The organism is Streptomyces ovatisporus, assembly GCF_042653885.1.
GTDB classification, from domain to species: Bacteria; Actinomycetota; Actinomycetes; order Streptomycetales; family Streptomycetaceae; genus Streptomyces; species Streptomyces ovatisporus.
The window spans coordinates 669,714-693,649 of sequence record NZ_JBHSFH010000004.1 but is presented as its reverse complement, the minus strand read 5'-3'; the positions used below and the strand labels follow the sequence as shown (position 1 = coordinate 693,649).

Here is a 23,936-nt window from a genome sequence, read left to right as displayed (position 1 = left end):
CCGCACCACCAAGAGCCGAGGGCATAGCAGCCAGGCGTGGCGCACGCTATCGGTGCGCATCCGCAGGGAGCGGCCCTACTGCGAGGACGCTTCTCACGCAGACACCCCCCGGATCTTGAGGCCCCCCTCTTCATGCGTGGATCACGTGGATGGCCTCGGGCCCAATGGTCCGCGTGGCCTGGACCCCACCAACCTGCAAGCCCTGTGCTGGTCGTGTCACTCACGGCGTACACACAGAGACACACGCGGTAGCTAGCACCTGTGCTAGTGGTGCACGCACCGCCCCACGCCCGCGCCCATGGTGCCTGCGCTGTGATCACATGCTCTTGATCGTTGATCATTCGATTCGTGATCAGCACTCAACAGCATGGTCGTTGATCTTCACTGATGCAGCGAAGCGGGCTGCTCCGGCCGGCCGGGGCAGGGGAGGGACCCCCTCCGCTTAGGGGACATCGAACGCGGGGGAGGGCTCTGTCCGGTCTGTCGGGTTCAAAGGGTCCCATTGAGACCCAACCGTTACCTCGCGCCCCTTGAAGGGAGGCCGCCGCCATGGCCCGTGGAGGAGCACGCTCCGTTTCCGGCCCCCCGCCCGACCCCAACGCCCTGCGCCGCGAGCGCAAGACCGACGCCGCCGGCTGGTCGCTGCTCCCCGCCGAGGGTCGCCCCGGTCCCGCACCCGCCTGGCCCCTGCTGCCGCACGGCAAGCCCGAGATGCGCGCCCGCGAGGAAGAGCTGTGGCTCGACATGTGGGCGCGCCCCCAGGCCGTTATGTGGGAGCGCCTTGGTCAGCAGATCGAGGTGGCCATGTTCGTCCGCAAGCTGACTGAGGCTGAGCTGCCCAAGACGTCCAACGAGCTGCAGAAGGTCGTCCGGCAGTACCTCGACTCGCTGGGCCTGTCCGTGCAGGGCATGCTTCGCAACCGCTGGAAGATCGAGCAGCCCCAGCCCGCTACTCCCGCCGAAGGGGGGTCCACCGCCCCGGCACCGCGCCGTTCCTCGGCACGTAACCGACTGAAGGTGGTGCGCCCCGATGGCGACCGATGAGTTCGTAGTCGACTTCCCGACCCTCTGGGTCACGATCGACTGGATTGAGGCGCACTGCGTCGTCCCCGACGGCAGCGCCCAGGGCCAGCCGATGGAACTGTACCCCTGGCAGCTCTGGTGCACCGCGAACCACTACCGCGTGAAGCCCACAGCCCAGGCCGGCCAGAAGTCCACGGCGTTCCACTATCGCCGATCCCAGATCATCATGCCGCAGAAGACGGGCAAGGGCCCGTGGGGCGCCACCATCACCCTCGCTGAGGCCGCTGGCCCCACCGTGTTCGACGGATTCGCCGGGGGCGGTGAGTTCTACGACTGCGCCGAGTTCGGCTGCGAGTGCGGGTGGCGCTACATCTACGAGCCGGGCGAGCCGATGGCCGTCCCGCAGACGACCCCGCTGATTCAACTCCTGGCCACCTCCGAGCAGCAGGTTGCGAACGTCTTCCGCCCCCTCCAGTCGATGATCAAGAACGGCCCCCTGGTCGATCTCATGCGCGTCGGCGAGGAGTTCATCCGCGTTGGCGACATGGGCCGGATTGACAAGGTCACATCCTCCGCCACGTCCCGCCTGGGCAACCCGATCACCTTCGCCCTGCAGGACGAGACCGGCATCTACACCGAGACCAACAAGATGGTCAGGGTCGCTGAGACGATGCGCCGTGGTCTCGCCGGCATGGGCGGTCGCTCGATGGAGACCACAAACCCTTGGGACCCCAGCGAGGTCTCCACGGCCCGCAAGACGCACGAGAGCAAGACCGTCGACGTCTTCAAGTTCTTCCCGCAGGCGCCTGCTGGCCTCTCCTACAAGGACAAGGCGCAGCGCCGCAAGATCCACGCGGTCGTGTACGCCGGGAGTACGCACATCGACCTCGACGCAATCGAGGGCGAAGCCGCGGAGCTGATGGAGACCGACCCGTCACAGGCGGAGCGGTTCTTCGGCAACCGCATCGTCGCTGGCACGAACGCCTGGGTAGACGGCGCACAGTGGGACGCCCGCGAGGCGCCCCGCGAGGTCAAGCCGCGTACCCGCATCGTGCTGGGCTTCGACGGTTCCGACCTGGACGACTGGACCGGCTTCCGCGCCGAGACGATGACGGGGTACCAGTTCACGCCGACCTACGGCCCCAACCGGCTGCCGACGATCTGGAACCCGGCGGACTACGGGGGCCAGGTTCCGCGCCTCGAAGTGGACGCCGCGCTTGACGAGCTCATGCGCCGCTACGACGTCGCCGTTCTCTACGCGGACCCGCCGTACTGGGAGACCGAGGTCGACAACTGGGCGGACCGCTACGGCGAGCGCAAGGTCATCCGCTGGCAGACGCGCCGCGTCGTCCAGATGCACGCCGCCTGTGAGCGGCTGAAGACGGACATCGCCAAGGCCGCCACAACCTTCTCTCACGACGGGTGCTCCATCACCACGGAGCACGTGAAGAACGCCCGCGCTGCTGCCCGTCCGCAGGAGCGGTACGTCCTCCGCAAGGCCAGCCAGAGCCAGAAGATCGACATGTGCGTGACGTCGATCCTCGCGCACGAGGCCGCAGGGGACATCATCGCCGCCGGCAAGGCGAGCGCGAAGAAGAACTACTACTACGGCACCTGACAGGAAGGGGTCCCCGTGGCCACCATGGAGCAGGCCCTTGCCTTGGTTGACGTCCTCGAACGTGAGCTGATGAATCGGCGCCCCGACATCGACCGGAACGAGGCGTACTACGGCGGCGACCAGCCCCTTAAGTACGCCTCCGACCAGTTCCGCAAGTTCCACGCCGACCGATACAAGGGCTTTGCCGACAACTGGGTGCAGATCGTGAGCGACAGCCCGGTAGAACGCCTCACCGCCAACGGTATCCAGCCCGCAGGCGCGGACAAGGCCGACGAAGAGTCCTGGCGCGTGTGGCAGGCCAACGGCCTTGACGCAGACAGTCAGCTTGGCTTCCTCGGCGCCGTGAACTCCGGACGCAGCTTCGTACTGGTCTGGGGCAACCCGGACGACGAACAGACGCCCGAGGTGACGTTCGAGGACGCGTCACAGTGCATCGTTCTCTACGAGCCCGGCTCCCGACGCAAGCGCCGCGCTGCTCTCAAGCGCTGGTCGGACGGTGAAGTCGAGTACGCCACGCTGTACCTGCCGGATGAGATGTTCAAGTTCGAGAGGGCCCCGCTGGGAACGCCGGACAAGTCCGTCGCCGTACGCGAAGCCGAGCAGGCGTCCCGCTGGTCGCTGCGCACCGTGGAAGACGCCTGGCAGCCAAATCCGCTCGGGGTCGTCCCCATGGTGGAGCTTCCCAACCGGCCCCGCCTGACGCACGACCCCATCAGCGACGTCACGGGCGTCATCGCCATGCAGGACGCCGTGAACCTGCTGTGGAGCCAGCTCTTCACCGCCACGGACATCGCGGCCTTCCCCGCCCGGATCATCCTCGGCGGAGAGCGCCCCATGATCCCGCTCCTCAACGAGGCCGGCGAAGTCGTGGGCGAGCGCCCCGTGGACATGGATCGCTTCGCGATCGACCGCGTCATGCACCTCACAGGCGAGAACGTGAGTATCGACGAGTGGACGGCGACCAACCTCAACGCGTACACGGACATCATCGAAGTTGCCGTAGGCCACATCGCCGCACAGACCAGGACGCCGCAGCACTACTTGATCGGCAAAATGGCCAACCTGAGCGGTGACGCTCTGATCGCCGCGGAAACTGGTCTCGTGAAGAGGGTTCAGGAGAAGCAGGTCTGGTTCGGCCAGGCCCTCCGGGAGATGTACCGCCTGATCGCCCTCGCGCAGGGCAACGAGGCCAAGGCCAAGGCCATCTCCGGCGGCACGGTCCTGTGGGCCGACGCTGCCTCCCGCTCGCAGGCGCAGACCGCCGACGCCATTCTCAAGCTGCGGCAGATCGGCTTCCCCTTCGAGTACCTGGCGCTCACCTACGGCCTTTCCCCCGCCGAGCTCGTCAACGTCCTCGCCATGCGAGACCGCGAGCTTCAGGCAGACCCCATGGGCGCTCTCACGCAGATGATGGCGCACGACCCGCGCCAGGCGCAGACGGAGGCCGACGATGACAAGCCTTCGAGCCCGGCGGCACCAGAAGCAGCGTGAACGCCTCGCTGACAGCGTCGCCCGCAGCGTCCTAGCCGAGTGGTCCAAGGTCCGTCCCGAGGCCGTGGCGCGTGACTGGGGGGAACTCCTCCCCCGGGTCACGGCCATGGTCCAGGCCGGTCAACTCCACTCCGCGCAGGGCACGCACACCTTCATGCGCGAGCTGCTGGGGCCCGACGCTGAAGACGCCCCTGAGATCGTCTCCGAGCAGTTCGCCTCGCAGACGCCGGACGGGCGGAACCTCATGGGCCTGCTCGCACAGGCGATCCCAACGGCGATACGGGCGCTCCGCTCCGGCCGGTCCTCCGCGGAGGCCCACGCCACCGGGGGCGCCTTCCTGGATCTGGCCACCCGCACGGTCGTCGCCGACACCGGCCGACAGGCCGACCAAGTCTCGATGGTCGCGAACCGCAAGGTCCGCGCCTACGTGCGCACCCTCCAACTCCCTTCCTGCGCCCGCTGCATCATCCTCGCGGGACGCGAGTACGGCACCTCCACCGGCTTCCTACGCCACCCGCGCTGTGACTGCACGATGGAGCCCGTCACCCGCAAACACACCCCCGTCGTCCCCGATCCCGAAGACATCGTCGCCGCCATGTCACCAGCGGAGCGCCGCAAGGCGTTCGGCGAGGCAGGTGCCCAGGCGATCGAGGACGGGGCACGCACCTCCTCCGTGGTCAACGCCCGCAAGGGCATGACGAAGATCGAGATGCACGGCCGTGAAGTCCAGGCCACCTACCAGGGCACCGGCCGGCGCAAGAACAAGAAACCCCCTCGCCTCATGCCTGAAGCGATCTACGAGATTGCCGAGAGCCGCGAGGAAGCGATCCGCCTGCTGTACCGCAACGGATATCTCCGCTGAGCGCAACGCCCAGCACACCCCGAACCCCCGCAATGGAGGCTCACGCATGTCCGAAGAGAACATCACCCCCGACGAGGCTCCGGTCGAGGACGTCCCGACCGAGACCCCCGAGGCCCCCGAGACGGACCCCGCTGGTGCGGACCAGCTCGGAGACGCCGGCAAGAAAGCGCTCGACTCCATGAAGGAGCGCATGAAGGCCGAACGCGACAAGCGACGCGAGCTGGAAGCCAGACTCGCCGAACTCACCGCCCCCAAGGCGGCCACCGAGACCCCCGACCTTGACGCCGTGCGCGCCGAGGCGGCCCGCGAGGCAACGGCCAAGGCCAACGCCCGCATCCTGAAGTCCGAGCTCCGCGCGGCTGCCACCGGCAAGCTCGCGGACCCGGCGGACGTGCACGCGTTCATCGACGCCTCAAAGTTCGAGGTCGACGAGAACGGCGACGTCGACGCAGAGGAGATCGCCGACGCGATCGAGTCCCTGCTCACCAGCAAGCCCCACCTCGCCGCCGCAACGGTCCGGCGATTCCAGGGCACCGGAGACGGTGGCGCAGCGCGCAAGGCGTCGGGCCCCTCCCAACTCTCCCGCAGCGACCTCGCCGGGATGAGCGCCGCACAGATCGACCAGGCCCGCAAGGACGGACGCCTGAACAACCTTCTGTCCGGCCAGTAACCGACCCCGTATCTGAGAGGACACGCCACCGTGGCTGTCACGAACTTCATTCCTGAGATCTGGAATGCCTCCATCATGGAGAACTTCCACGCCTCCACTGTCGCCGTCGCGCTCGCCAACCGCGAGTATGAGGGCAACCTCGCGCACGGCAACACCGTCAAGATCACCGGCATGACCGACGTCGCGGTCCGCGACTACACCATCGGCGAAGGCAACGGCGGCACCGTTGGTGCCCCGCTCCCCCGCACCACGGCCGCCGAGGCCATCTCGACCTCTTCGCAGGACCTCGTCGTCGATAAGGAGAAGTCCTTCGACTTCTACGTGGACGACATCGACCGGGTCCAGGTCGCCGGCACTCTGGAGCCGTTCACCCGCTCCGCTGGTGAGGCCCTGGCGCAGGACGCCGATCGGTTCCTGCTGTCCACCGCAGTGACCGGCGCCACGGTCCTTACGGACACCGTCACCTCCGCCCTGGCCTCCGGTGACGACGCCCTGAACGTCATCCGGGACCTGCGTAAGGCCATGAACAAGCTGTACGTCCCGCAGGCCGGCCGTGTCCTGGTCATCAACGCCGAATTCGAGGCGGTCCTGCTGGACGCGTCCAGCCGAATCATGAACGTGGACACCTCCGGCAGCTCCGCAGGGCTGCGTGACGCGTCCGTGGGCCGCCTGCTGGGCTTCGAGATCTACGTCTCGGAGAACCTGCCGACGACCGCCACGGCGCAGGCCCTGGCGCTGCACCGCCCGTCGCTCGCCTACGTCTCCCAGGTCGAGAAGACCGAGGCCATGCGCGCCCAGGACAAGTTCGCGGACCGTCTCCGCGGCCTGCACGTCTACGGCGGCAAGGTCGTGCGCGCGGCCGGCGTCCACGTCTGGACGGACGACACCACTCCGTAATGGCTGTCGTGACGGGGCCCAACGGCTACCCGACGTACGTCCCGGATGACGTCGCCACCGGTCTGGTGGGCGACGGAACCCGGGGCTACGCCTACGTAGCCGAGGCCAAGAGTCCCGAACCCAAGGCCGAACCCGAGAAGAAGCCCGCTCCCCGTAAGCGTGCCCCCCGCAAGCCCAAGCCTGCCGCCGAGTAAGGAGGTGACCCCATGGCGCTGACCCCTCTCGCCACACAGGCCGACATGGAGGCCCGTGGGGTCACGGTGGCCCTCTCCGAGGAGCTGGCGCTCGCCACGTTCCTTGACACCGCATCCGCCACCGTCCGCGAAGCCGCCGGCTGCCCGATCAGCGAGACTACCGACACCGTCGTTCTGGAAGGCGGACGCGACCTGCGTCTGCCTCTCCCGGGTCCGCCGGTCTCGACGGTCTCCGCTGTCCTGGTCGACGGCGTGGCCGTCTCGGACTGGACGCTGCGATCCGGGGCGCTGCTCCGCGATGCCGGTTGGCAGTCCGGCTGCACCCCCCCGGAAGTGACCGTGACCTACACACACGGGCTGCCGACGGTCCCCGCGGACATCGTGGACCTCGTGTGCCGTCTCGCCGCCAAATCCCTGGTGGGGCTGCGCACCTCCCCGGAGGACGCCGGGCTTGCCGCACCTCCGCTGGTATCGGAGCGCATCGGCGACTACTCCGCCGTGTACTCCTACAACACCCCGCTCCACACAGAGGCCGAACTCCCGGACTACCTCCGGGGCCGGCTGCGTGCCCGCTTCGGCGGGGGTGCCGGGGTGGTGAGGCTGCGATGAGCCGAGTCTCCCGACTGCTGAACAGCACTGTGGAGATCTGGCGGGAGCAGCGCGTGGACGACGGGGGCGGGGGCTGGGAAACATCCTGGTCCCTGTTGGCGTCGGTACGCGCACGGCTCTCGCAGCCCTCCGCCGGCGATCGGCAAGCGGCCCTACAGGCGCAGGCTGACCAGGCCATGTCGCGCCTCACGCACGTTGTGTACATCGAGCCGGGTACCGACGTCCGCTTCGGTGACCAGCTCCGCCGAGCGGGCCTGACGCTTCTAGTGCTGTCCGTGTACGAGCCCTCCGGGGCCGGTACCTATCTGCGCCTGGATTGCACCGCACGCCAGCCCGACACGGGGGGTGTGTGATGGCTCGTACCCGAATCTCCGGCATGCGCGACATTCTCCGCCGCATTCGCGGTCTACCCACGCTTGCCGACCTGGCCCGCAGGGACGCGATCGACACCTGGGCGGACGAGCTGAAGGCCACGGCCAAGCGCCTCGCCCCCGTCGACACCGGAAAGCTGCGAAAGCAGATCGAGTCCCGCGTGAACTACACCAGCGGGAACGCCTGGGTGGGCGTGTGGGGCTCTGCCCGCGAGTACGCCTACTACGTAGAGAAGGGCACGTCCAGCATGCCGGACCAGCCCTACCTCGGGCCGGCAGCGCAGATCCACCGACGTACCGGCGAACGCGCCCTCGCGCGGGAGATCAACCGACGCATGGGAGGCCGCTGATGGCTACCGCCCTGTGGCCCCTGCAGAAGGCCGTGATCACCGCCCTGAAGGGCGACTCCGCGTTCATGTCGCTGGTCACCGGCGTATACGACCGGGTGCCCTCCGACCGGCCCCTGCCGTACGTGACGCTCGGGAGCATCACCGAGCACGCCTCGGACTCCCACACGGACCGTGGCCTGGACTCCTACCTAGTGCTGCACATCTGGTCGGAGTACGAGGGCAACAAGGAGGCCGCTCAGATCTTGGAGGCGCTAGACGCCGTCCTGGACCGGCAGACCCTCCCGGTCATCGGCTGGCAGAACGTCTCGATCGCCTTCGAGTCCGCCGACACGGTGGGCGACCCCAACCCCGACATTCGCCACATCAACGTGCGTTACCGCGTGTGGCTCACCAAGATCTAAGGAGGACCGATGGCAGGTAAGGACGCCTTCGGCACGCAATTCCAGGTGGAGAGCGTCACGCCCGGTTCCTACACCACCGTGGCGCACGTCACCAACATCACGCCCCCGGCTATCGAGCGGGAGACGCTGGACGTCACCTCACACGGAAGCACGGAGGGGTGGCAGGAGTTCATCGGCGGCCTCAAGAACGGCGGGGAGCTGAGCATCGAGCTCAACTACGACCCGACCGTTCACGATGCTCTTGTTGAGCACATGGACGACGCCGACCCCAAGAACTACAAGATCGTGTGGCCGGGCACCCTCGGCGACTGGACCTTCACGGCAGTCATGACGGGTTTCGCCCCCGAAGCGCCGCACGACGGCAAGCTCACCGCCGAAGCCTCCTTCCAGGTCTCCGGCAAGCCCACCCTCACCCCGGGAGCCTGACATGACGTACCTCTCCGCCGACGACATTCTCTCTGCTGACGACCTGGGCACCGAAGACGTTGAGGTGCCCGAGTGGGGAGGTACGGTCCGGGTCCAGGGCATGTCGGGGTCCGAACGCGACCGCTTCGAAGCGGGCTTCGTGGACTCCAAGGGTGACCGTCTCTCCTCCGAGAAGGCCCTTGAGGACTACCGTGCTCGCCTCGCTTCCGCGTGCATCGTGGACGAGAACGGCAAGCGTCTCTTCCAGGGCGCCGCTATCAAGCGCCTCGGGCAGAAGAACGCCCAGGCCCTGCAGCGAGTCTGCGACGTCGCCATGCGACTGTCCGGCATGAGCAACGAAGACCAGGAAGAGCTCCTGGGGAAATGAGGGCGCGGCCTGAGCGGCAGTTTTACTTCCGCCTGGCCGCACACCTCGGTATGACGGTCCGGGAGCTGCTGGCCCGGACCTCTTCGCGTGAGCTCACCGAGTGGCAGGTCTACGAGAAGGTCACAGGCCCTCTTGGCCCCCCCCGCGCAGACATCCACACCGGCATTATCGCCGCCACCATCGCCAACGCCAACAGAGGCGGCAAGGGCCGCGAGTACACCGCGCAGGACTTCATCCCCAAGTGGGACAAGCGCCCCCTCACGCCAGAAGAGCTCTTCCAGAAGGTCGCGCAGGCGAACGCCGCGCTGGGCGGGGCCGTCAAGAGAAAGGAGGGCTGATGGCAACCCTCAACACCATGCTGATCCACCTCGGTATCGACACCGACCGACTCCGCGCCGGCGCCCGCAACGCGCAACGCGCCGTCCGCACCATGGGCGACAACATGCGCCGTACTGCGGACTTCTCCGCTGGCCGCATGCTGCACCACTTCCAGCAGGGCCTGAGAGGCATCCGCAACGCCTTCCGAGCAGGCGACGCCGACGGACAAGGACGGGGCTTCGGTCGCCGCATCGCAGCAGGGATCGGCTCCGGCCTACGAAGAGCCGGCAGTACCATCGCAAGCGGCCTCTCCGGGGCCCTGTCGTTTGCAAGCCGATCCATCAGCTCCAACCCCATCGTCGGCGTCGTAGCCCTGGCGCTCGCCTCCGCCATCGCGCACACCCTCGCCCCGTTCCTCGCCGCAGCACTCTCCGGCCTTGTCGTCTCCGCCACAGGCATAGGCATCATCGGCCTAGGCGCCGTCCTGCTGAAGGACGAGCCAGCCGTCAAGAAAGCCGCGAGCAAGCTGAAGAGCACCGTCGGCGGCATCCTGAAGGACGCTGCAAAGCCCCTCATCCCCGCCTTCACCAAGGCGTTGGGTCAGATCGGGAAGACGTTCAAGAGCCTGGAAAACGAGTTCCAGGGGATCTTCGGTGCGCTCGAACCCGTCATCCCGGTGCTGAACAAGGGCTTCATGGACGCCTTCAAGGCGATCATCACGGGTATCGAAGACATGCTCATGGGCTCTCAGGAGACCTTCAAGGGCTTCTCCAGCATGATCCGTAAGATCGGTGAGGGTATCGGAGGGTTCTTCCGCATCCTGGGGCAGAACCCCAAGGACACCAAACTGGCTCTAGAAGATCTCGGCAGCTTCATCAAGTGGCTGCTGATGGAGACGGCGAAGTTCATCCGCTTCCTGACATCCACCTACTCCACGGTCCGCAAGTGGGTCCAGAACGTCATCAGCGCGTTCGCCTGGCTGTATGACGTCCTGGTCGGACACAGCATCATCCCCGACCTGATCAACGCCATCGTCCGTTGGGTCACCAGCCTCCCGCGACGGACCATCGGCGCAGTCTCCCGATGGGTCGCAGGCATCATCGCGAAGTGCGTGTCCCTGTACCAGCGTGCTGTCAGCTGGGTGGCCCGCATGGTCGGCAGGGTTGTCTCCTGGATCAGGGGGCTTCCGGGTAAGGCCGCGGGTGCACTGTCCTCCCTGGGCAGCCGGGTCTACGCCAAGGTCTACGCGGCCGGTTCGAGCATGCTCAGCGCCGCGAAGTCCGGCGTCAAGCGCGTTGTCAGCGCGGTGAAGTCCCTACCCGGCAAGGCCAAGGACGCACTGTCCGGGATCGGCAGCAAGCTCTACGGCGCTGGTCGCTCCCTAGTCGGCGGATTCGTTGACGGTATCGCGAGCATGTTCCGGAAGGTCAAGGACAAGCTCGGGAGCCTGACGCGCAAGCTGAGGGACTGGAAGGGCCCGGCTCCGCTGGATGCCCGAATCCTGACCCCCGCTGGTCAGTCCGTCATCGCGGGCTTCATGAAGGGCATCGACCGCCAGACCCCGTACCTGCGCAAGCAGCTCGGCGGGCTGACGTCCGACTTGCCCGGCATGACCGCAGAGGTCTCCGGAGTCATCCGCGCCGGGAAGTCCGAGCCGCAGACGATCGTCCTGGACGTCCGGGGTGGCGACGACGAGATGAAGCGACTGATCAAGAAGTGGGTCCGCGTCGATGGGCGCGGCAACGTACAGAAGGCGTTCACCTAGGAGGTAGGCCGTGGCGTTCCCGAACGACCCGCTGGACACCCGCGTTGAGCTGAACCTCAACGGCGAGTGGGCGGACATCACCGATGACGTCTACCTGCGCGAGGACCTGATCATCACGCGCGGGCGTGCGGACGAGAGCTCCACGGCCGACCCCTCCAAGTGCACCTTCCTGCTGGACAACCGCTCGGGTAAGTACAGCCCCCGCAACCCCTACAGCCCGCTCTACGGGAAGATCGGACGCAACACCCCTGTCCGCGTCATCTTCCCCGGAGACACCGTCGGGCACCTGCAGCTGCCCCCCGGCGACGGCGACGACGGGTACGCCAGCACCCCCAGCGACGCCGCACTGAACATCTCAAACTGGATCGACGTCAAGGTTGAGGTCGAGGTCGATGACTGGACGGACCCCGAAACCGTCCACGTGATCGCCATGAAGGGCACCCCGAGCACCGTCTCGTGGTCGCTCTTCCGCTACGGCACACAGCTCGCATTCCAGTGGTACGGCGCCGACGGCACCGAATACTACGTGTTGGCCGACGCGACGGGCCTGCCCAACCGCGTCGCCCTGCAAGGTGTCGTGGTCGCGGACCTCGGGGGCTCGTACGCCCACGGCCTCGCCTACTCGACATCCATGAGCGGCCCCTGGACGGCGCTGTTCGAGGAAGAGGTTGCCGGAGGTACCACGATCCGCAGCAGCACGGGCGCCCTCACCCTGGGCACCGCGGACACCGGCGGAACCTACGTAAACATGAACGAAGGCACGATCCACCGGCTCACTGTGCGCAACGTCGACACCGCCACCACCGTGGTCGACCTGGACATGGGCGCCGTACCTCCCGGAGCTACCAACTGGACCGACGCCACGGGGCGCCTCTGGACGATCAGCGGCACCGCCCAGGTCAACGGCGCCATGGACCCACTCACCACTGCTTACCGCTTCACGGGAGAGGTGGCGTCGTGGCCGTCCCACTGGGACCCCTCCGGCAACGACTCGTGGATCAGTGTGGAGGCCGGCGGTCTCCTTCGCCGTCTTGGACAGGGCGCCAAGCCACTGGAGTCCCCCATCCGGCGGCGCGTCACCAATGCCTCCGACGTGGTGGCGTACTGGCCCATGGAGGATGTGCAGAGCAGCACCGAACAGAAGGTGTTCTCCCCCATCCCGGGTGCGCAGCCTATGCGCACGTCGGGCTTCTCCTTCTCCGCGGCGTCCGGACTGCCCGGCTCGGCTCCCGTACCGACCGTCGGCGACGGCGCGGTCATGCGCGCAGAGGTCCCGCCAGCGGCAACAGGCGCCTGGCGCGCAGAGTGCTATTTCAAGCTGGACTCCGCGCCGAGCTCCGCTCAGAACCTCTTCTGGGTCAAGACGACCGGGGCGACCCCCTGGTCCATTCTCCTCGTTGAGCTGGGCGTCAACGGCGAAAGCATCCACCTGTGGGCGAAGGACGCCGACGGCGAGAGCACCACGGACCTCGGCGGATTCGCCGTCACGGACCAAGGTGGCTGGCTCGGTAACTGGACCCGCATCGCCGTATGCGCGTCGCAGTCCGGCAGCTCCTGGAGCTACAAGGTGTACGGAGGGCCGGTAGGCACCGAGTTCCTGCGCGCGTCGTTCAGCGGGACCGGCACGGTCGGCATGGTCTCCGAGGTACGCAACACCTTCAAGGGCTTGGACGGCCTGGCTATAGGCCATATCTCTGTGCACTCCACTGCTACCCCCTACGAGTACCCCGTGGGCGGGCCGGGCTTCTCCGGCGAGCTCACCGGTGTACGCCTTGAACGACTGGCCCTCGAAGCCGGCGTGTCTCTCTCCGTAATCGGCGACGCTGCTGACACACCCGCCCTGGGCAACCAGCCCAACGAGGCTCTGGTGGACGTCATGCAAGACGCCGTTGCAGTTGACGGCGGGATTCTTACCGAGGACATCAGCGAGCTTGCGCTCCTGTTCCGCACGCACCGCAGCATGTACAACCAGGCGCCCCGGATGGAGCTGGACTACACACGCCGAGGGGACATTCCCCCGGGACTCACCCCGGTCGACGACGACCAGGCCACCCGAAACGACGTCACGGTATCCAGGTCCGACGGGGGCTTCTACCGAGTCGTACGCGAAGACGGCCCCCTCTCCACGGCGCCCCCACCGCTCGGTGTGGGCGTCTACGACGAGGACGTAACACTCAACCTGCACAGCGACACGCAGTGCGGAGACCACGCAGGGTGGCGCCTACACCTGGGCACCTGGGACTCCGCGCGGTACCCCACGCTGGAGCTCAACCTTGCAGCAGCCCCCCATCTGATCGAGTCGTGGCTGTCCCTGCGCCTCGGCGACCGCATCACCATCGCCAACCCGCCAGCATGGCTGGCCCCGGACGATATCGACCTGATCGTGCAGGGGTACGAGGAGACGATTGGCCGCCACAAGTGGCTCGTCACGCTCAACTGCTCCCCCGCGGGGCCGTACACGGTTCCGCTGGTGGGGGGCAACACCGACACCGAGGGCAGCCAGCTCGACGCAGATGTCACGACGGGCGCGACCACACTGTTCGTCGCGACGACGAGCGGCCCCGCATGGACGACTGACCCCGCGGATCTCCCCTTCGACATCCACGTAACAGGCGAGACCATGACCGTCACCGCGATCAGCGGGACATCCCCCCAGACCTTCACAGTCACTCGCGGCGTGAACGGCGTCACTAAGGCGCACAGTGCCGGAGCGATCGTCGGTCTCGAACCCCGCCCGATCGTCGCCCTGTAAGGAGACACATGGCCACTCAGTACCCCGGCTGGCTCGCCGGCCAAAGGATCACGGCCGCGCGCATCTCCGCGTCGCTGCCGCAGTTCGTCTACTGCGAAACGAACCTGGACCGGACCACATCCACGCTCTCCGCCGATCCTGTCTTGCAGTTCCCCCTCGAAGCGAACGCCGTCTACGTTGTCGAGTTCTGCCTCTTCCTGGGAGCGACCGCAACCGCACAGCGCCCCCGAACAAGATGGAGCGCCCCCACCGCTTCGGACGGCCTCCGCGGGGTGTTCGGCCCCGGGTCGACAGCCACATCCGACAACAACATCACCGCGCGGTCCGGGTGTCACGGCATGGCCACCATCGTTGAATACGGAATCCGTGGCGCCAACACCAACCTGCAGCACATCACCGAAGCCGGAACCGTCTTCACCACCGACGCGGGGACTCTGGCCTTGGAGTGGGCGCAGACCACAACCAGCGCCACGTTCACCCGCCGGGGCATGGCCTCGTGGGGTCGCTGTACCAGAGTCGGATAGGGGGGCCGCATGCAGTACCGCCCATGGGCAGACGGCGAGATCACCACCTCGCAGCTCTTCTTCGACTCGCTCCCGCGCTACGCGTACAAGCTCACGAACCTGGACCGGGCGTCCTCCCCGGAAATGCTCCCGGACCCGGATCTGTGGTTCGAGGTCGAGGCGAACGCCACGTATCTCGTAGAGTTCAGCCTTTTCGCCGGGGGCGCGACCGGGGCGCAGTTCCAAGGAGGCTGGGGCGTGCCTTTCGCCTCGTCGGTGACCAAGCGCAGGGGTGTGAGCGGGCCGCACTTCGGCGCCACGGACGACAACCCAATCAACATCCGGACCACGGTCCCGGACGTAGTCACCACACCGCTCGCGTTCGGCTACCGCCCAGCCGGCAACGAGAGCCTGAACCACATCCACGAAGAGGGCCTGCTTGAGACAGGCGACTTCCCCGGCGTGTTGTCGTACGAGTGGGGGCAGTACGCCTCGTCCACGACCTTCTGTCGTCTCGGTCGTGGCTCATGGGCGCGCGTCCAACGCCTTGCGTGACGATGACACACCCTCCCACCTGCTGATTCACACCTGATATACCCCCTCATGTCTCACGCATCCGCAGTGAGACACCCGGCCCTGTGTCTCATTCGAGGCGCAGGGCCCTCTCATACCCGCGTGAGACACCCGGTGATACATCGCCCTGTCTCATCGACCTCACTCATGAGACAGGCGCCTGTCTCATGAGACACGAAGGAGTCTCATGGCCAAGCCCATGACAGCCTCACAGTTCGTCGCCGCTCTGAAGAAGGAGGGCGTCAAGGTCTCCGAGCGCTACAGCGGTTGGCGCACCCACAACCGCAACCACAAGGGTGCTTGGGGCAACGTCAACGGTGTCGTGATCCACCACACTGCCGGCCGCAACAGCGTCTCCCTCTGCTACAACGGCACGTCCGCCCTCCCGGGGCCGCTCTGCCACACGCACCTTGCCAAGGACGGCACGGCGACGATGATGAGCGCCGGCCGTGCCAATCACGCCGGGAGCTTCCCCGCGAACGCCTTCAACGCGATGCTCAACGAGGCCAAGACGCACCCACGCCCCGCCGGTCCCGAGACCGTGGACGCCAACGCGCGTACGTACGGCATAGAGATCGAGAACCTGGGCAACGGCCGCGACGTCTACCCCTCCAAGCAGTACGACGCCGCCGTGCGCTGGGCCGCCGCGATCTGCCGCTTCCACGGCTGGACCGCGAACAGCGTGATCGGCCACAAGGAAGGCACGACCCGCAAGATCGACCCGAAGGGCCCGGTCCAGGGCAAGGGCGACTTCGACATGCACGACTTCCGCCGCGACGTGCAGGCACGCCTCGACGGCAAGCCCACCACGCCCAAGCCGGACCCCAAGCCCGAGCCCAAGCCCGGCACCATCACGCCGAAGTCCCGCGAGTCCGCGGCAACGGTGAAGGCGCAGGCTGAGCGCGCGCTGAAGGACTGGCCGTTCATCCCCGCCGTGGAGAAGAAGCACGGCCTCCCCGCCGGCCTGCTTCTCGCAGTCGGCAGCCGGGAAACCAACCTGGTGAACAAGGTCGGCGACGGCGGACACGGACACGGGGTGTGGCAGCAGGACGACCGTTGGTGGAAGGTTCCGGCCGGCTTCGACAAGGACGTACAGGCGCAGGCGGAGAAGGCCGCCAAGCTGCTCGCGGACAACATCAAGGCCGTCGGTCTGCCTGCCGGCGTAGCCGCCTACAACGCGGGCCTCACCGGCGTGAAGAACGCCCTCGCAGCCGGCAAGTCCGCGGACTCCGCCACCACTGGCGGTGACTACGCCGCCGATGTCCTCGGACGCATGGCCTACGCCGACGACGTCAAACCCACGCGCGTGCTGGAGTGGCAGAAGGTCGAGGGCTACATGCCGGAACTCCGCTACGGCGACGAGAACTGGCACGTCGACTTCCTGCAGCGGATGCTCAACCGCTTCATCTCGCCGAACCTCAAGGTCGACGGCAAGTACGGCCAGTCCACGGCGGATGCGGTGCACAAGTTCTACCGGGAACAACTCGACTACACGACCACCACGAAGGGGCGCGTCTTCTCCGCTGGTGGGTGGCGTCGGGTGCTCTCCGTCGCCGAGACTCAGGACGGGAAGAACTGACGCCATGGCCCCCGAGACGATCACCGCTCTCGGGGTGGTAGGAGCAGCGCTCATCACCGCCGGCCCCGCGTACCTTGCCGCTCGCGCGCGGGGAGCCCGGCAAGAGGCAGAAGCCACCCGAACCGAGATGACCGAGACCGTGACTGAGGGCCTGGCCCGTATCCACGGCCGCCTTGACGCCATGCAGTCCCAACTCCACGAGCACACCCGGTGGCAGGTCAGCCACACAGCGGAGCACATCACCTTGGCTCCCGGACCCCACAGAGGAGACACATGATCGCAGCCCTGAAGACAGCCGCATCCGCCCTCGTCAAGCCCGCTGCCGTGGCAGCCGCAGCGTACCTCGCGCGCTACCTCCCGGGCGTGGACCCGAGCACCGTAGAGGCTGCCGTCACAGCGGTCCTTGCGGGCGTCGTGGCCCTCGTCGCGGAGCGTGCAGCGAAGGTGAAGAAGAGCAGCGAGAGCACCGAGAAGTAGGACCACTTCCAATCTCACCCCCGGCTTGGTGACAGCAACACACCATCGGCGAGGGAGAGGCCATGGCAAACGGATGGAAGTACGTGAACGGCGAGCCCGTGTGGCGCCCGGACGTGGGCTGCGCCAGCGCCCAGTTCTTCAGCGAGTACAACGCCTTCTACGGCGATCAGTACGAGCGCATGACCGAACTCCTGGACGACCTCATCTCTGCCGTCCGCCGCGAGGCAGCGCAGGAGATCCGGGACGAGGCGTACACCCGTCCCTACAACAGCGGGATGTACGACGGTCGCCTGCTCGCTGCGCAGCAGATCGACCCGGACGTGGAGGACTGACCCATGACACTTCCCGACATCGCCCTCTTGGGTCGCGCCCGCTCCGGCAAGGACACCATCGCGAACTACCTCGTGGATCGCCACGGCTACGTCCGCGTGGCGTTCGCGGATGCGCTGAAGGAGATGGCGCTGGCAGCGAATCCGTCGATCCCGGACATGCTCTGGACGGATGGCGACCCGTACCGACTCTCTGACGCCGTAGAGGCTGACGGCTGGGAGGGCGCCAAGGACGAATACCCCGAGGTCCGCCGCTTCCTTCAGGGCCTCGGCGTCGCCGTGCGCGCACAGCAGCCGGACTTCTGGCTGCTGAAGGGAGAACAGAAGGCGTACGAAGCCTTCAGCGCCGGAAAGCCCGCTGTCTTCACTGACGTCAGGTTTCTGAACGAGGTGAGGGCACTGGAGGCGCGGGGCTTCATGACCGTTTCCGTCACCCGTCCCTGCCGCATCACCGAGGGCCTGGACGCCGTCGACACCCACGTGTCCGAGACGGAACTCGCCAAATACAAGACAGATCGAGACATCTGCAACGCCGGGACCATCGCCGACCTCGAAGAGGACGTGCGGCGGGTGGTGCTCGGAATGTAGCTCTACCCTTCCCGGGATGAGTTGCCCCCATGGCTCCGGCCGTGGGGGCTTTTCTCGTGTCCGGCTTGCCGGGGTCCCGACTCGCGGGTAGGGTAGGCGGTAGACCACCTCCCAGACCGGACGGACACACCATGGCTACTCGACTTCAGGAAACCGAAGAACAGATCCAGGGCGACATCGAGCGCGTGCGCTCCCTCGTCGCGGCCGGCCAGCACGAAGAGGCCCGCGACATCAGCGCCGCCACGCAGAGGCTCATCGACGCCCTACGCTCGAAGACGAAGAAGAAGCGGTACAACGAAGAGCTCGAAGAGGCCGGTACCCCCCTCCGCGAAGAGGGGCTGCTCACCCCCGTCGCTCTTCCCGAGGTCACGGACTACACAAAGATCGAAGGTGTCCCGCAGCTCGTCGCAGAAATCGGCGAAGCCATGACGGAGGGCTTCGACAACCAGGCCAAGGCCCTGGACTTCTCCAAGCGCATGGCGCGCCGCATCCTCGATCTACGCCTGAGCATCGTCAACCGCAAGGGCGTGCCCGACCTGTTCAGCAACACCCAAGCCGCACGCGACGCAGCTAAAGCGGCGTACGCCATCGCCGGCAAGCACTACCGGGAAGCCCACCCCGACATGAGCGAGGACGACGCACAGGACGTGGTCGAAGCGCTCATGGTCTCCGTCTGGAACCAGTGGTCGGAAGTCCTGGTCAACTTCCTGGATAACCTCGACACGGAGCCCGAGCTCGCCACCAAGCACTTCCCCATGGCGCTGGACGCCTACCCCGACGAGACACCCTCCCGCGCCGTACGGGCCCTCTACAAGGACGTCGGCCAGCCACTCCCCCTCATGGGCCGCAACACCAAGCGCCGCTTGGAGCGCGCCTTGGAGCGTGCCCGTAAAAACGGCGATGAGAAGAAGGTTGCCGAGCTGGAGCAGAAGCTCGGGCTGGACCAGAAGCAGCAGGAGGAACTGCCGGCCAACCCGGAGGCCACGGCCAACACCTTCGTGGGGCAGCTCCGCCGGGACATCAAGGCAGCGGAAGCGCTGGTCCCCCTGATCCCCGAGCTCCCCGAGGACGCCCGCAAGGAGCTCCGCGAAGCCGCAGAAGAAGCCGTCACCACCGCCAAGCAGATCGTCGCCGAAACCCTCTAACCCCCCCCCCCCCACACGCCCCCGTCCGGCCATCACCGGACGGGGGCTTTCGTGTGTCCGAAGGGCCCCAGCGCGGAGCGCCAGGCATGCAAGAAAAACCTGCATGGGAGTAAACCCCCTTACGTGTGTATAGGGGTTTGTTCCCGTGCAAGAAAATGCTGCATGCCCCGGCGGAGCCGGACCACTTCCAGTCTCACCCCCTTCCAGGTGACAGCAACACACCCTGGAAGGGAGCCCCATGGGCACGGTCAGCACCACATTCATCGGCGGCAGCAGGTTCTACCAGTCCCCGGACGACCACAGCATCACGGTCCCCGGCGTTACGAGCGTCCTCAACATGTTCCCGAAAGGCTTCCTGGGCCCCTGGAACGCCAAGCTCGCCGCCGAGCTCGCGGCGGACATGACCACCGAGGGCGACCTACAGCGCATGGTCAAGCGCGACCGCGAAGGGGCCGTGACGTACGTCAAGGACGCCGCCAAGCGCTACACCAAGCAGGCCGCCGAGAAGGGCAGCGAGGCGCACGACCTCTTCGAGCGCATGATCCGCGGCGAAGAGCTCGGACCCGTCAGCACGCTGATGGAGCCGTACGTCAAGCACTTCGACGAGTTCCTGTCTGCCGTCCAGCCCGAGCTGGTCTCCGCTGAAGATGTCGCCTGGTCCGACACCCACGGATACGCCGGCAGCTACGACGCCGAACTCCTGGTCAAGGTCGACCCGGAGACCGGCAAGCTCGACCAGCAGGGCGAAGCCATCCGCCTGATGAGCGACTGGAAGACCGGCAAGAACACCTACCCGGACGTCGCCCTGCAGCTCTCCGCCTACGCCTACGCAGACAGGGTCATCAGCCCCGACGGGTCCACCCGCCCCATGCCGACCTTCGATGGCGGCCTGGTCGTCCACGTCACCTCCGAGAAGTGGGCAGCCAAGCCAGCCCGCGTCAACGAGGAGTTGCACGGCGTCTTCCTCTCCGCGCTGGCCTTCTTCCACACGGTGCGCCAGTGGGAGGGCGAAGGCTGGGGCCGTTCCCGCATCTCCGGCATGAAGGACGACGTGATCGGCAAGCCCATCGCCAAGAACGCCCCGAAGCGTCGGGTTACCGGCACGGAGAGGCGGGCGAAGTAACACCCCTGTCCCATCACTAGCCTCCGCTGGTGGACCCCCGCCCGATCCCTTCACGGGGGTCGGGCCCTTCGGGGTATCACCACCTATTCCCCGGAGGGACGATGCAACCCCGAATTCTCGAACTCTGTGCCGGATACGGCGGCATCGGCATGGCAGTGGAGCCGCTGACCGGCGGCCACGTCACCCACGTAGCCGAAGTCACCAAGCACGCCTGCAAGATCCTCGCCGACCGGTTCCCAGACGCGGTGAACATCGGCGACATCACCGATTACGACTGGCAGCAGCTTGCCGGGCACATCGACGTCATCACCGCAGGGTTTCCCTGCCAGGACATCAGCAACGCCGGAAAGCGGGAGGGTATCAATGGGAAGCGCTCGGGGATCTGGAAGAACGTCGCTGAAGCTGTTGGGGCACTTCGACCCCGACTCGTGTTCCTGGAGAACGTTGCCGTCATCCGGACGCGAGGGCTCTCCGTTGTCGCCGAAGACCTGGCCGAAATCGGGTATGACCTCCGGTGGACGACTCTACGAGCTTCCGACGTCGGAGCCGCACACCACCGGAACCGATGGTTCGGGCTCGCCACTCCCGCTGTTCCCCACACCGAAGGCGTCTGACGGGCCCCACGGGGGGCCGAATCAGCGGAACAGTAAGGGCGAGTACGACGCGCTGCCGGGCATGGTGGTTCATCTACTGCCGACTCCGACTGCCCGCGACTGGAAGTCGGGAGCTTCGAACCAGCACGGCAAGAACAGCAGGCCGTTGAACGAGGTGGCCTTGACGCTCCCCGAGCCCGTCAAGTTCTTCGGGACCCCGCGCACGTCGTCCGCCAACGGGCACGGCCGCCTCGATAACCCGAAGAACTGGTCACGCCTGGAAACTCAGGTCGTTCTGTTGAAGACGCCCACCGCGAACCTTGGCCGCAACGGCGCGGCACAGCACCCGGACAAGCGCAAGGCCGGCGGGCACGGTCCTACCCTGGACGACGAAGTGTCTTACCTGATCCCGCCCCCCGGCGAGGATCTGGTTCAAGACTGGGCTGAGTACGAGCCGGCCATTCGCCGACAGGAAGCGTGGATAGGGCGCCCCGCCCCCATACCCACGGAGGTAGGCCCACGAGGTGGACGCCGACTCTCCGCCCGATTCGCTGAATGGCTGATGGGGATGCCCGACGGGTGGGTTACGGACACAGAAGGTCTAAGCCGGGCCGACCAACTGCATGCGATTGGTAACGGCGTCGTACCACGTCAGGCGTACTTCGCCTTCGGTCTCCTCCTGGACCAGGCGCTCGTCGCCAACGAGGACCAGGACCAGGACGCCGCTGCGTAACACCCACGCCCGATCCCTTCACGGGGGTCGGGCTTTGGGTGCGTAGGAGGACCCCTACGAAGGAGAGAGCGATGAGCCCCGACGCCGAGCGCTACCTGCGCAAGCGATTCAGCGAGGTACTGGACGAGTACGGCCTGCTGGACGAGTACGTGTTCGAGGACGACTCCCCCGAGTTCGAGCGTGAGAAGCGGCGCCACGCATGCTTCGTGGACCGGATGATCACCGAAGTTGAAGGGATGGACCTGCGATGAGCGACACAGCGAGAGGCGACCGCATCGAGGACCTGTACCACGAAGGTGCGCGCGACCTCGCTACCTGGGTTGTCGACGGGGAAGACGAGAACGCCCGACTCCGCACCGAACTGGAGAAGACAGCCCAAGAACGCGACGCCGCTCAGCAGGTCTCCGAGGCCCGCCGCAAGCTGCTGGTCGACGCGTCAGCGGAGGCACAGGATCTCCGCACTCGCCGTGACGCTGCCGTGGGCGCGCTGCGGGAGACGGACAAGAGGAACGCGGAGCTGCTGGCGGCGAACAAGGAGCTGACAGCGCGGGTGGCCCGCCTGGTCGCGGCCGTGGAGGACTTCGCTGAACGAGGAGTCATCGACATCGTCCGCCGTATCGCGAACGGAGACCTCTCGTGAACCTCACCTCTCGCTGCGACGCCGCAGCATCCGGCTCCGAGGCCGGAACCCGCAAATGGACCCTGCCCGGCAAGGGGCAGCTCGTCCTGTGCGGGCACCACAGCACCAAGCACGCCGACAAGCTCAGTGCGGCCGGATGGCTGCTGACGGAGGTGGGAGAGAGATGAACAGCGCACAGCGGGAAGACCGGATCGAGACCATCTACCAGGGCTGGGGTGCGCGGGAGATGGCCGAACGCATCGTGGAACTGGAAGAGGAGCGCGCTGCTGTCCGCGCCGAAGCCCTGCGCGAGGCTGCTGACGAGCTGGCGCACAGCAACATCGGAACAGAGGCCCGCGCCCTCGCTGCCGCCAAGCTCCGCCGCATGGCCGACGCCAGCGAGAGGGGCGAGTGATGGACGAACAGCAGATGGACCTAGAACAGGCAGAGGGGCTGTACGCCTGGCTACAGGACCAGCTCGGAGCGGACAGCGAGGAGTGGGACGCCGTCGTGTCGCTGATGGCCGACTGCGCCAACCGCGCCCTTGCTGAAGTCGAAGGCCGCGTACTGCCGTGACACCTCGCCGCAAGTGGGCGGTGGCCTGGGGAGCCTGGGTCACCGCCTTCGCCGTAATGGAGACGATCACCGTCCGCCGACGCAACGACACCGCCCTGTGCAACTACCTCCGGCCCGTCCTGGGCGTGCACGGGGGCCCGGTGCACAAGGCCGCCGGCGTGGGGGCGCTGGTGGGGTTTGCCGTGTGGTTCGTTCCGCATTTGTATCGACAGCAGGGAGAGAAGAGATGAAGCTGTACCTCGCAAAGATCAGCGGCACCACTTACGACGAGTACGACGCCGTTCTTGTCCGCGCTGAAAGCGAAGAGGCCGCCAGGGCGATGGTCACGAAGGTTGACGATCGTGAGTCCTTCACGGACGGAGATGGCGACACTTACGAATGGGTCGACATGGCGTACCCCGGGGCCCGGGAAGACGGCTCCAACGTCACGATCACGCGCGTCCACGACGACGGCGCGCCCGGTGAGATCATCTCGTCCTTCAACGCAGGCTGACCCGCCGTCTCGCTGTAGCCCCGCCCCCTGGCCTCACCGCCGGGGGCGGGGCTTTTTCATGTCCGCTTCCAATCTCACCCCCTCACCAGCGGAGCAGACCCAACCCCCTGCTCCAACGGGAGGCAAACGTGCGACCCCCAAGGGTGTTCCCTCGGGCCCCGCGGCGCATCGTTCGCCGGCCCGATTACAGAAGGGCGGACGTCTTCGCCGCGTGGGGCCATCGCTGCATGTACTGCGACGAGGCCGCGACAGAGATCGAGCATGTGAGGCCACTCTCCGCTGGTGGACGGGACTGCCGCAGCAACGTGGCCGCGGCATGTTCGGGCTGCAACGGCGAGCGCGGTAACCGCTCCTACGCCGAGTGGGCCGCGACCTTCTGAGGCGACCACTTCCAATCTCACCCCCTTCTCAGTACGAGGCCGACGACGGGCCGGACAGTGCGCGCGAAGACTGCGCTGCTGGACCCCCGTCCTCGGCCTTCTCCATTCCCA

General features: G+C 66.8%; 34 protein-coding genes. All 34 read left to right on the top strand.

The window, feature by feature from the left end:
• Nucleotides 1-549: 549 nt before the first annotated feature.
• The 34 genes from ACFPA8_RS08015 to ACFPA8_RS07850 all read left to right on the top strand — a co-directional run bounded on the left by ACFPA8_RS08015 (nt 550) and on the right by ACFPA8_RS07850 (nt 23,825).
• Nucleotides 550-1,044, top strand: coding sequence for a phage terminase small subunit (locus tag ACFPA8_RS08015; protein WP_386444373.1), 495 nt, complete (start codon nt 550-552; stop codon nt 1,042-1,044).
• The gene (locus ACFPA8_RS08010; RefSeq protein ID WP_386444370.1) at nt 1,031-2,641 is read left to right on the top strand and encodes a hypothetical protein; all 1,611 of its coding nucleotides are present in this window, start codon (nt 1,031-1,033) and stop codon (nt 2,639-2,641) included. The genes ACFPA8_RS08015 and ACFPA8_RS08010 overlap by 14 nt, the downstream gene beginning before the upstream one ends.
• A gap of 24 nt (nt 2,642-2,665) precedes the next feature.
• Nucleotides 2,666-4,132: a phage portal protein gene (locus tag ACFPA8_RS08005; RefSeq protein ID WP_386444725.1), complete on the top strand. Its 1,467-nt coding sequence runs from the start codon at nt 2,666-2,668 to the stop codon at nt 4,130-4,132.
• Nucleotides 4,092-4,994, top strand: a complete 903-nt coding sequence (locus tag ACFPA8_RS08000; RefSeq protein WP_386444367.1) for a hypothetical protein — start codon at nt 4,092-4,094, stop codon at nt 4,992-4,994. The genes ACFPA8_RS08005 and ACFPA8_RS08000 overlap by 41 nt, the downstream gene beginning before the upstream one ends.
• Before the next feature lie 46 nt (nt 4,995-5,040).
• The gene (locus tag ACFPA8_RS07995; RefSeq protein ID WP_386444364.1) at nt 5,041-5,664 is read left to right on the top strand and encodes a phage scaffolding protein; all 624 of its coding nucleotides are present in this window, start codon (nt 5,041-5,043) and stop codon (nt 5,662-5,664) included.
• A 30-nt stretch (nt 5,665-5,694) separates the two neighbouring features.
• Nucleotides 5,695-6,561 (top strand): phage major capsid protein, encoded by an 867-nt coding sequence (locus ACFPA8_RS07990; RefSeq protein WP_386444361.1) that lies wholly within the window; start codon nt 5,695-5,697, stop codon nt 6,559-6,561.
• Entirely contained in the window at nt 6,561-6,755 is a 195-nt protein-coding gene (locus tag ACFPA8_RS07985; RefSeq protein WP_386444359.1) for a hypothetical protein, read from the top strand. Before ACFPA8_RS07990 ends, ACFPA8_RS07985 begins: the two co-directional genes overlap by 1 nt.
• A gap of 12 nt (nt 6,756-6,767) precedes the next feature.
• Nucleotides 6,768-7,364: a hypothetical protein gene (locus ACFPA8_RS07980; protein ID WP_386444357.1), complete on the top strand. Its 597-nt coding sequence runs from the start codon at nt 6,768-6,770 to the stop codon at nt 7,362-7,364.
• Nucleotides 7,361-7,717, top strand: a complete 357-nt coding sequence (locus ACFPA8_RS07975; RefSeq protein ID WP_386444354.1) for a head-tail adaptor protein — start codon at nt 7,361-7,363, stop codon at nt 7,715-7,717. The genes ACFPA8_RS07980 and ACFPA8_RS07975 overlap by 4 nt, the downstream gene beginning before the upstream one ends.
• The gene (locus ACFPA8_RS07970; RefSeq protein WP_386444351.1) at nt 7,717-8,085 is read left to right on the top strand and encodes an HK97-gp10 family putative phage morphogenesis protein; all 369 of its coding nucleotides are present in this window, start codon (nt 7,717-7,719) and stop codon (nt 8,083-8,085) included. Before ACFPA8_RS07975 ends, ACFPA8_RS07970 begins: the two co-directional genes overlap by 1 nt.
• Complete coding sequence (locus ACFPA8_RS07965) at nt 8,085-8,486, top strand: DUF3168 domain-containing protein (RefSeq protein ID WP_386444348.1); 402 nt, start codon at nt 8,085-8,087, stop codon at nt 8,484-8,486. The genes ACFPA8_RS07970 and ACFPA8_RS07965 overlap by 1 nt, the downstream gene beginning before the upstream one ends.
• A gap of 9 nt (nt 8,487-8,495) precedes the next feature.
• A complete protein-coding gene (locus tag ACFPA8_RS07960) occupies nt 8,496-8,912 on the top strand; it encodes a phage tail tube protein (RefSeq protein WP_386444346.1) in 417 nt (138 codons plus the stop codon).
• Between the two features lies 1 nt (nt 8,913).
• The gene (locus ACFPA8_RS07955) at nt 8,914-9,279 is read left to right on the top strand and encodes a hypothetical protein (protein WP_386444344.1); all 366 of its coding nucleotides are present in this window, start codon (nt 8,914-8,916) and stop codon (nt 9,277-9,279) included.
• Nucleotides 9,280-9,329: 50 nt separating this feature from the next.
• Nucleotides 9,330-9,617, top strand: coding sequence for a phage tail assembly protein T (locus ACFPA8_RS07950; RefSeq protein ID WP_386444341.1), 288 nt, complete (start codon nt 9,330-9,332; stop codon nt 9,615-9,617).
• The gene (locus ACFPA8_RS07945) at nt 9,617-11,362 is read left to right on the top strand and encodes a phage tail protein (protein WP_386444339.1); all 1,746 of its coding nucleotides are present in this window, start codon (nt 9,617-9,619) and stop codon (nt 11,360-11,362) included. The genes ACFPA8_RS07950 and ACFPA8_RS07945 overlap by 1 nt, the downstream gene beginning before the upstream one ends.
• A 10-nt stretch (nt 11,363-11,372) precedes the next feature.
• Nucleotides 11,373-14,114 (top strand): hypothetical protein, encoded by a 2,742-nt coding sequence (locus ACFPA8_RS07940; protein WP_386444336.1) that lies wholly within the window; start codon nt 11,373-11,375, stop codon nt 14,112-14,114.
• Between the two features lie 8 nt (nt 14,115-14,122).
• The gene (locus ACFPA8_RS07935) at nt 14,123-14,638 is read left to right on the top strand and encodes a type 1 periplasmic-binding domain-containing protein (protein WP_386444333.1); all 516 of its coding nucleotides are present in this window, start codon (nt 14,123-14,125) and stop codon (nt 14,636-14,638) included.
• Nucleotides 14,639-14,647: 9 nt separating this feature from the next.
• Nucleotides 14,648-15,172 carry a hypothetical protein gene (locus ACFPA8_RS07930; protein ID WP_386444330.1) on the top strand — a complete coding sequence of 175 codons (525 nt, stop codon included), beginning with the start codon at nt 14,648-14,650 and terminating at the stop codon, nt 15,170-15,172.
• 205 nt (nt 15,173-15,377) lie between these two features.
• On the top strand, nt 15,378-16,769 hold the full coding sequence (locus tag ACFPA8_RS07925) for an N-acetylmuramoyl-L-alanine amidase (protein WP_386444327.1): 1,392 nt from the start codon (nt 15,378-15,380) through the stop codon (nt 16,767-16,769).
• Between the two features lie 273 nt (nt 16,770-17,042).
• Nucleotides 17,043-17,246 carry a hypothetical protein gene (locus tag ACFPA8_RS07920; RefSeq protein ID WP_386444324.1) on the top strand — a complete coding sequence of 68 codons (204 nt, stop codon included), beginning with the start codon at nt 17,043-17,045 and terminating at the stop codon, nt 17,244-17,246.
• A 62-nt stretch (nt 17,247-17,308) separates the two neighbouring features.
• Nucleotides 17,309-17,578 carry a hypothetical protein gene (locus ACFPA8_RS07915; RefSeq protein WP_386444322.1) on the top strand — a complete coding sequence of 90 codons (270 nt, stop codon included), beginning with the start codon at nt 17,309-17,311 and terminating at the stop codon, nt 17,576-17,578.
• Between the two features lie 3 nt (nt 17,579-17,581).
• Nucleotides 17,582-18,163, top strand: coding sequence for a deoxynucleotide monophosphate kinase family protein (locus ACFPA8_RS07910; protein WP_386444319.1), 582 nt, complete (start codon nt 17,582-17,584; stop codon nt 18,161-18,163).
• 131 nt (nt 18,164-18,294) lie between these two features.
• A complete protein-coding gene (locus tag ACFPA8_RS07905) occupies nt 18,295-19,308 on the top strand; it encodes a hypothetical protein (RefSeq protein ID WP_386444316.1) in 1,014 nt (337 codons plus the stop codon).
• Nucleotides 19,309-19,546: 238 nt separating this feature from the next.
• The gene (locus ACFPA8_RS07900; RefSeq protein ID WP_386444313.1) at nt 19,547-20,431 is read left to right on the top strand and encodes a hypothetical protein; all 885 of its coding nucleotides are present in this window, start codon (nt 19,547-19,549) and stop codon (nt 20,429-20,431) included.
• Between the two features lie 101 nt (nt 20,432-20,532).
• Entirely contained in the window at nt 20,533-21,045 is a 513-nt protein-coding gene (locus ACFPA8_RS07895; RefSeq protein WP_386444311.1) for a DNA cytosine methyltransferase, read from the top strand.
• A 61-nt stretch (nt 21,046-21,106) separates the two neighbouring features.
• Nucleotides 21,107-21,757 (top strand): hypothetical protein, encoded by a 651-nt coding sequence (locus ACFPA8_RS07890; protein WP_386444308.1) that lies wholly within the window; start codon nt 21,107-21,109, stop codon nt 21,755-21,757.
• 71 nt (nt 21,758-21,828) lie between these two features.
• Nucleotides 21,829-22,008, top strand: coding sequence for a hypothetical protein (locus ACFPA8_RS07885; RefSeq protein WP_386444305.1), 180 nt, complete (start codon nt 21,829-21,831; stop codon nt 22,006-22,008).
• Nucleotides 22,005-22,397 (top strand): hypothetical protein, encoded by a 393-nt coding sequence (locus ACFPA8_RS07880; protein WP_386444302.1) that lies wholly within the window; start codon nt 22,005-22,007, stop codon nt 22,395-22,397. The genes ACFPA8_RS07885 and ACFPA8_RS07880 overlap by 4 nt, the downstream gene beginning before the upstream one ends.
• Nucleotides 22,394-22,564: a DUF7455 domain-containing protein gene (locus tag ACFPA8_RS07875; protein WP_386444299.1), complete on the top strand. Its 171-nt coding sequence runs from the start codon at nt 22,394-22,396 to the stop codon at nt 22,562-22,564. Before ACFPA8_RS07880 ends, ACFPA8_RS07875 begins: the two co-directional genes overlap by 4 nt.
• Nucleotides 22,561-22,791, top strand: coding sequence for a hypothetical protein (locus ACFPA8_RS07870; RefSeq protein ID WP_386444296.1), 231 nt, complete (start codon nt 22,561-22,563; stop codon nt 22,789-22,791). Before ACFPA8_RS07875 ends, ACFPA8_RS07870 begins: the two co-directional genes overlap by 4 nt.
• Nucleotides 22,791-22,952 (top strand): hypothetical protein, encoded by a 162-nt coding sequence (locus ACFPA8_RS07865; protein ID WP_386444293.1) that lies wholly within the window; start codon nt 22,791-22,793, stop codon nt 22,950-22,952. Before ACFPA8_RS07870 ends, ACFPA8_RS07865 begins: the two co-directional genes overlap by 1 nt.
• Entirely contained in the window at nt 22,949-23,182 is a 234-nt protein-coding gene (locus ACFPA8_RS07860; protein WP_386444291.1) for a hypothetical protein, read from the top strand. The genes ACFPA8_RS07865 and ACFPA8_RS07860 overlap by 4 nt, the downstream gene beginning before the upstream one ends.
• Nucleotides 23,179-23,445: a hypothetical protein gene (locus ACFPA8_RS07855; RefSeq protein ID WP_386444288.1), complete on the top strand. Its 267-nt coding sequence runs from the start codon at nt 23,179-23,181 to the stop codon at nt 23,443-23,445. The genes ACFPA8_RS07860 and ACFPA8_RS07855 overlap by 4 nt, the downstream gene beginning before the upstream one ends.
• 227 nt (nt 23,446-23,672) lie before the next feature.
• The gene (locus ACFPA8_RS07850; RefSeq protein WP_386444285.1) at nt 23,673-23,825 is read left to right on the top strand and encodes an HNH endonuclease; all 153 of its coding nucleotides are present in this window, start codon (nt 23,673-23,675) and stop codon (nt 23,823-23,825) included.
• Nucleotides 23,826-23,936 lie beyond the last annotated feature (111 nt).